This window comes from Streptomyces sp. NPDC006335 (genome assembly GCF_040612795.1).
Classification (GTDB): Bacteria; Actinomycetota; Actinomycetes; order Streptomycetales; family Streptomycetaceae; genus Streptomyces.
The window spans coordinates 523,127-529,877 of the sequence record NZ_JBEXQX010000005.1 but is presented as its reverse complement, the minus strand read 5'-3'; the positions used below and the strand labels follow the sequence as shown (position 1 = coordinate 529,877).

The following is a 6,751-nucleotide window of genomic DNA, read 5'->3' as shown; positions in this document are numbered from 1 at the left end:
ACGGTTCTGGTGGTCGTGAACCTCGATCCGCACCACACCCAGGAGGCCACGGTCTCGTTGGACATGCCGCAACTCGGCCTGGAATGGCACGAGTCCCTGTCCGTGCACGACGAACTGACGGGTGAGACCTACCGCTGGGGCAGAAACAACTACGTGCGCCTGGAGCCCGGCCGGGCACCGGCGCACCTGTTCCAGGTCCGCAGGTCGGCGCCGCAGAGCGGAGGATCCACAGCGTGACTGTCAACGAGCCCGTCCACGACACCTTCGAGGACACCCCGGCCAAGGACCGGGACCCCGACTGGTTCAAACGCGCGGTCTTCTACGAGGTGCTGGTCCGGTCCTTCCAGGACAGCAACGGCGACGGCGTCGGTGACCTCAAGGGCCTGACCGCGAAACTGGACTACCTCCAGTGGCTCGGTGTCGACTGCCTGTGGCTGCCGCCCTTCTTCAAGTCACCGCTCAGGGACGGCGGCTACGACGTCTCGGACTACACCGCCGTCCTTCCGGAGTTCGGTGACCTCGCCGACTTCGTGGAGTTCGTCGACGCCGCCCACCAGCGCGGCATGCGCGTGATCATCGACTTCGTCATGAACCACACCAGCGACCAGCACCCGTGGTTCCAGGAGTCCCGCAAGGACCCCGACGGCCCCTACGGCGACTACTACATGTGGGCCGACGACGACAAGCAGTACGAGGACGCGCGGATCATCTTCGTCGACACCGAGGTCTCCAACTGGACCCACGACCCGGTCCGCGGCCAGTACTACTTCCACCGCTTCTTCTCCCACCAGCCGGACCTCAACTACGAGAACCCGGCCGTGCAGGAGGAGATCCTGGCCGCCCTCCGCTTCTGGCTCGACCTCGGCATCGACGGCTTCCGCCTCGACGCCGTCCCCTACCTCTACGCCGCCGAGGGCACCAACTGCGAGAACCTCCCCGCCACACACCAGTTCCTGAAGCGAGTGCGGCGCGAGATCGACGCGATGTACCCGGACACGGTCCTGCTCGCGGAGGCCAACCAGTGGCCGGAGGACGTGGTCGACTACTTCGGCGACTACCAGGCCGGCGGCGACGAATGCCACATGGCCTTCCACTTCCCGGTCATGCCCCGCATCTTCATGGCCGTGCGCCGCGAGTCCCGCTACCCGATCTCGGAGATCCTCGCCAAGACCCCGGCCATCCCGCAGAACTGCCAGTGGGGCATCTTCCTGCGCAACCACGACGAGCTGACCCTGGAGATGGTCACCGACGAGGAGCGCGACTACATGTGGGCCGAGTACGCCAAGGACCCACGGATGCGCGCCAACATCGGCATCCGACGGCGCCTGGCCCCCCTGCTCGACAACGACCGTGACACGATCGAGCTGTTCACCGCCCTGCTGCTGTCCCTGCCCGGCTCGCCGATCCTCTACTACGGCGACGAGATCGGCATGGGCGACAACATCTGGCTCGGCGACCGGGACGCCGTCCGCACCCCGATGCAGTGGACCCCCGACCGCAACGCGGGCTTCTCCACGGCCGACCCGGGCCGGCTCAACCTGCCGATCATCATGGACCCCGTCTACGGGCACCAGGTCACCAACGTCGAGGCGTCGATGGCCTCCCCGTCCTCCCTGCTGCACTGGACGCGCCGGATGATCGAGATCCGCAAGCAGAACCCGGCGTTCGGCCTCGGCACCTTCACCGAGCTGCCGTCCTCCAACCCGGCGGTCCTGGCCTTCCTGCGGGAGTACGAGGACGACCTGGTCCTGTGTGTGAACAACTTCTCGCGGTTCGCCCAGCCCACCGAGCTGGACCTCCGTGAGTTCGACGGCCGGCACCCGGTCGAGCTGTTCGGCGGGGTGCGCTTCCCGGCCATCGGTGAACTGCCGTATCTGCTGACCCTCGGCGGGCACGGCTTCTACTGGTTCCGGCTCTCCCGAGTCGCATCCCGCATCGGCCGACGCCATTGAGCGTGCCGACGAAAGGACGCGTCACCATGCCGAAGACCGCACCCCTCAGCCCGAGACCCGCGCCCGCGGCCGATCTCATGGCCTCGCTCGGCGAGCTGCTGCGCCAATGGCTGCCGCGGCAGCGCTGGTTCGCGGGCAAGGACCGGCCCGTGAGCGACCTCGGTCTGCTGTCGATGACCGAGCTGTTCCCGGGCTGTCTGCACCTGCTGGTCCACACCGGTCACGGCGGGGTGCCCGCGCCCGGCGGCGGCGCGCCGGCTGGTGACTGCTACCAGTTGCTGCTCGGCGTACGCAAACACCTCTCGCCGCGCCTGGGCCGCGCCCTCATCGGCCGCGCCGAGCAGGGCCCCCTGGCCGGCCTGACGATCTACGACGCCCTGCACGACCCGCGCTCGGCGCAACTGCTGCTGGAGCGGCTGCGCCGGCCCGGCACGGCCGGCCCCCTGTGCTTCGAACGCGCCCCCTCGGTACCGGTGCCCGGCGGGCTCCCGCCGCGATTGCTGGACGCCGAGCAGTCGAACTCCTCGCTGGTGTACGGCGACGAGTTCATCCTGAAGGTCTTCCGCCGCATCCAGCCCGGGGTCAATCCGGACCTGGAGGTGCCGGTCGCACTGGCCGGACAGGGCTGCCGCAGGGTGCCGGCGCCGGTCGCCTGGTTCCGGACCACGCATCCGCAGGAGGCCACGCTCGGCGTGCTCCAGCCGTATCTGCGCGACGCGTCCGACGGCTGGGCCCTGGCCCTCCAGGCGCTCGCCTCGGGTGACGACTTCACCGTGCAGGCGCACGAGCTGGGGCGGGCGATGGCCGAGGTGCACCTCGCACTGGCCGCCGCCTTCCCCGGCAGCGGCCACGACGACAACGGCGCCACGGCCGCCGCGATGACCGAACGCCTGGACTGCGCCGCGCACAGCGTGCCGGCCCTGCGGCCGTTCGTCCCCGGCCTGCGGGGCGCGTTCGGCGCGCTCGCCACCTGCGACTCCGGGCCGCCCGCGCAGCGCGTCCACGGTGACCTGCACCTGGGGCAGGTGCTGCGGGCCGGCCGCGAGTGGTTCGTCATCGACTTCGAGGGCGAGCCCTCGCGCCCGCTCGCCGACCGGTGCACCGCCCAGTCCCCGGTGCGGGACATCGCGGGCATGCTGCGCTCCTTCGACTACGCGGCCCGGCAGCGCCGGCCCTGGCGCCCGGAGTGGGCGCGCCGCTGCCGGGAGGCCTTCTGCGGGGGCTACGCCACCCTCGCCGGGTGGGATCCGCGCAAGAAGCACGGCCTGCTGCGCGCCTACGAGACCGACCGGGCCGTCTACGAGGTCCTGTACGAAGCACGACACCGGCCCGACTGGCTGCCGGTGCCCATGGCGGCGATCGAACGTCTCGCCGTGAGAGGAGACTGAGCCGTGGCTTTGCGTGACACCTCACTGCCCGAGCCGTCCGGACCGGCGCGCTGTGCCCCGGCCCCCGCGCTCGACCCCGGGGACCGGGGCCGGCTGCTGGCCGGCGCCCACCACGACCCGCACGCGCTGCTGGGCGCCCACCCGGTCGCGGACGGGATCGTCTTCCGGGCGCTGCGCCCCTTCGCCCGCGGGGTGAGCGTCGTGATCGGCGGCGAGCGCAGACGGCTGGCCTCGGAGGGCGACGGCCTGTTCTCCGGTCTGCTGCCCCTCGACGCGATCCCCGACTACACCCTGCTGGTGGCGTACGCGGACGGCGAACAGGAGGTGCACGACCCCTACCGCTTCCTGCCCGCGCTCGGCGAGACCGACCTCCATCTGATCCGCGAGGGCCGCCACGAGCAGTTGTGGAAGGCGCTCGGCGCCGAGCCGATGACCCACCAGGGCGTGACCGGCACCCGGTTCACGGTATGGGCGCCCAACGCCCAGGGCGTCCGGGTGGCCGGGGAGTTCACCTTCTGGGACGGCCAGGCCTTCCCGATGCGCTCGCTCGGCTCGTCCGGCGTGTGGGAGCTGTTCCTGCCGGGGATCACTGAGGGCGCCCGGTACAAGTTCGAGATCACCTCGCGCCACGGCGACCGGTTCCTCAAGGCCGACCCGATGGCGCGCAGCACCGAGGTGCCGCCCGCCACCGCGTCCGTGGTGACCTCCTCGCGCTTCGAGTGGGGCGACCAGGAGTGGATGGCCGGGCGCGGTGACATCCCGGTGCACCAGGCGCCGTTCTCGGTCTACGAGGTCCATCTCCCGTCCTGGCGCCAGGGCCTGACGTACCGTCAGCTCGCCGAACAGCTGCCCTCCTACGTCAAGGACCTGGGCTTCACCCACGTCGAGCTGATGCCGGTCGCCGAGCACCCCTTCGGCGGCTCCTGGGGCTACCAGGTCACCGGCTTCTACGCGCCGACCTCCCGGCTGGGCACGCCCGACGACTTCAAGTACCTCGTCGACGCCCTCCACCGGGCCGGAGTCGGTGTGATCATGGACTGGGTGCCGGCCCATTTCCCGAAGGACGACTGGGCGCTGGCCCGCTTCGACGGGGAGCCGCTGTACGAGCCCGGCGACTCCCGGCGGGCCGAGCACCCGGACTGGGGGACGTACGAGTTCGACTTCGGGCGCGTCGAGGTGCGCAACTTCCTGGTCGCCAACGCCGTGTACTGGTGCGAGGAGTTCCACATCGACGGGCTGCGGGTGGACGCCGTCGCCTCGATGCTCTACCTCGACTACTCGCGTGACTCCGGCCAGTGGAGCCCCAATGTGTTCGGGGGCCGGGAGGACCTCGACGCGGTCGCCTTCCTCCAGGAGATGAACGCGACCGTGTACCGCCGGGCGCCGGGTGTCGTCACCATCGCCGAGGAGTCCACGGCCTGGGACGGCGTGACCCGCCCCACCGACAGCGGGGGCCTGGGTTTCGGCCTGAAGTGGAACATGGGCTGGATGCACGACTCCCTCGGCTACATCAGCCATGAGCCGGTGCACCGCAAGTACCACCACAACGAGATGACCTTCTCGATGGTGTACGCGTACAGCGAGAACTACGTCCTGCCGATCTCCCACGACGAGGTCGTCCACGGCAAGCAGGCGCTGGTGTCCAAGATGCCGGGCGACTGGTGGCAGCAGCGCGCCAACCACCGCGCGTACCTCGGCTTCATGTGGGCGCACCCCGGCAAGCAACTCCTCTTCATGGGCCAGGAGTTCGCCCAGGGCGCCGAGTGGTCCGAGGCCCACGGCCCCGACTGGTGGCTGCTCGACCCGGAGTACGGGGCCGAGGCCGACCACCGGGGTGTCCGCGATCTCGTGCGCGATCTGAACACCGTCTACCGCGCCACCCCCGCACTGTGGGAGCGCGACACCGACCCCGGCGGTTTCCGGTGGGTGGTCGGGGACGCGGCCGAGGACAACGTCTTCGCCTTCCTGAGGTTCGACGCGGCGGGCGGTCCGCTGCTCGCGGTCTCCAACCTCTCCCCCGTCGTGCGCGAGGACTACCACCTCACCGTGCCCGACGGCCATCCTCTGTGGCAGGAGTCCCTCAACACCGACGCCGCGCGGTACGGCGGCGGCGACATCGTGCTGCGTGACCCGGTCAAGGCGGAGGACGGGGCGCTGCGCCTCACCCTGCCGCCGCTCGCGACGGTGTGGCTGGTCCCGGTGCCCGACTGAGTCCGCAGGCGACACGGAGGTGTCCGACCGGCCCCGAAGGGGCAGTCGGGGTCGTACGACACCCAGCATCCTCGTCGTCGCCGAGGGCCAGAGAAAGGGCTGCATCACGTGCGCACCGTGGGAGTGGAGGAGGAACTCCTCCTGGTCGACCCCGAGACCGGCGAGCCGCAGGCGCTGTCGGCGGCCGTACTCGCGCGGGCCGAGCAGGACGAGCCCGACCAGGACGTCTTCGAGAAGGAACTGCACAACCAGATGCTGGAGTTCGCCACCCACCCGCAGTCGGGGATGGAGGAGCTCCGAGCGGAGATCGTGCGCTGCCGCAAGGAGGCCGCCCGCCTCGCCGGCGACAGCGGGTGTGCCGTGGCTTCCCTGGCCACCTCGCCGCTGCCCGTCAGCCCCTCCATCGGTATGGGCCGCCGCTACCGGTGGATGGCGGAGCAGTACGGCATCGCCACCCAGGAACAGCTCGTCATGGGCTGTCACGTCCATGTGTCCGTGGAGTCCGACGAGGAGGCCGTCGCCGTCGTGGACCGGATTCAGCCCTGGCTGACCGTGCTCGCCGCGATGAGCGCCAACTCTCCCTTCTGGCAGGGGAAGGACACCGGCTACAGCAGTTACCGCAGCCGGGTGTGGCAGCGCTGGCCCTCGGCCGGCCCGACCGAGCCCTTCCGCTCCGCTGAGCGCTATCACCGGCGGGTCGCGGACATGGTGGCGACCGGTGTCATCCTGGACGAGGGGATGATCTACTTCGACGCCCGGCTGTCCCGGACCTACCCGACGGTGGAGATCCGGGTCTCGGACGTCTGTCTGCACGCGGACACCGCCGCACTCCTGGCGACCCTCGCCCGCGGGCTGGTGGAGACGGCCGCGCGCGAGTGGCGGGCGGACAAGGAGCCGGTGACGCACAGTGTGAGTCTGCTGCGGCTGGCGGCCTGGCAGGCCGCGCGCTGCGGACTCTCCGGCGAACTGCTGCACCCCGCCACCATGCACCGCATGCCGGCGGAGACGGTGGTACGGGCCCTCCTCGAGCACGTCGAGGACGCGCTCGCCGACACCGGCGACCTGGACCGGGCCCGCGAGTCCTGCGCCGAGCTGCTGCGGCACGGCAACGGCGCCCGGGTGCAGCGTGAGCTGCTGGAGCGCACCGGGAGTCTGCGGAGCGTGGTCACCGAGTGCGTACGGCTGACCCAGGCCTAGGTC

4 protein-coding genes and 1 pseudogene are annotated in these 6,751 nt (G+C 70.7%); all 5 read left to right on the top strand.

Translation table 11 applies throughout. The annotated features are described in order from the left end of the window. Positions 1-237: pseudogene (locus ABZ098_RS18610) on the top strand (alpha-1,4-glucan--maltose-1-phosphate maltosyltransferase); the annotation flags it as partial. Then, positions 234-1,952 carry a maltose alpha-D-glucosyltransferase gene (gene treS / locus ABZ098_RS18605; protein ID WP_356592313.1) on the top strand — a complete coding sequence of 573 codons (1,719 nt, stop codon included), beginning with the start codon at positions 234-236 and terminating at the stop codon, positions 1,950-1,952. The pseudogene ABZ098_RS18610 and the gene treS, both read left to right, overlap by 4 nt. A 26-nt stretch (positions 1,953-1,978) precedes the next feature. Then, complete coding sequence (locus tag ABZ098_RS18600) at positions 1,979-3,340, top strand: maltokinase (protein ID WP_356592311.1); 1,362 nt, start codon at positions 1,979-1,981, stop codon at positions 3,338-3,340. A gap of 3 nt (positions 3,341-3,343) precedes the next feature. Beyond that, entirely contained in the window at positions 3,344-5,551 is a 2,208-nt protein-coding gene (gene glgB, locus ABZ098_RS18595) for a 1,4-alpha-glucan branching enzyme (protein WP_356592309.1), read from the top strand. Positions 5,552-5,659: 108 nt separating this feature from the next. Further along, entirely contained in the window at positions 5,660-6,748 is a 1,089-nt protein-coding gene (locus tag ABZ098_RS18590; RefSeq protein WP_356592307.1) for a glutamate--cysteine ligase, read from the top strand. Positions 6,749-6,751 lie beyond the last annotated feature (3 nt).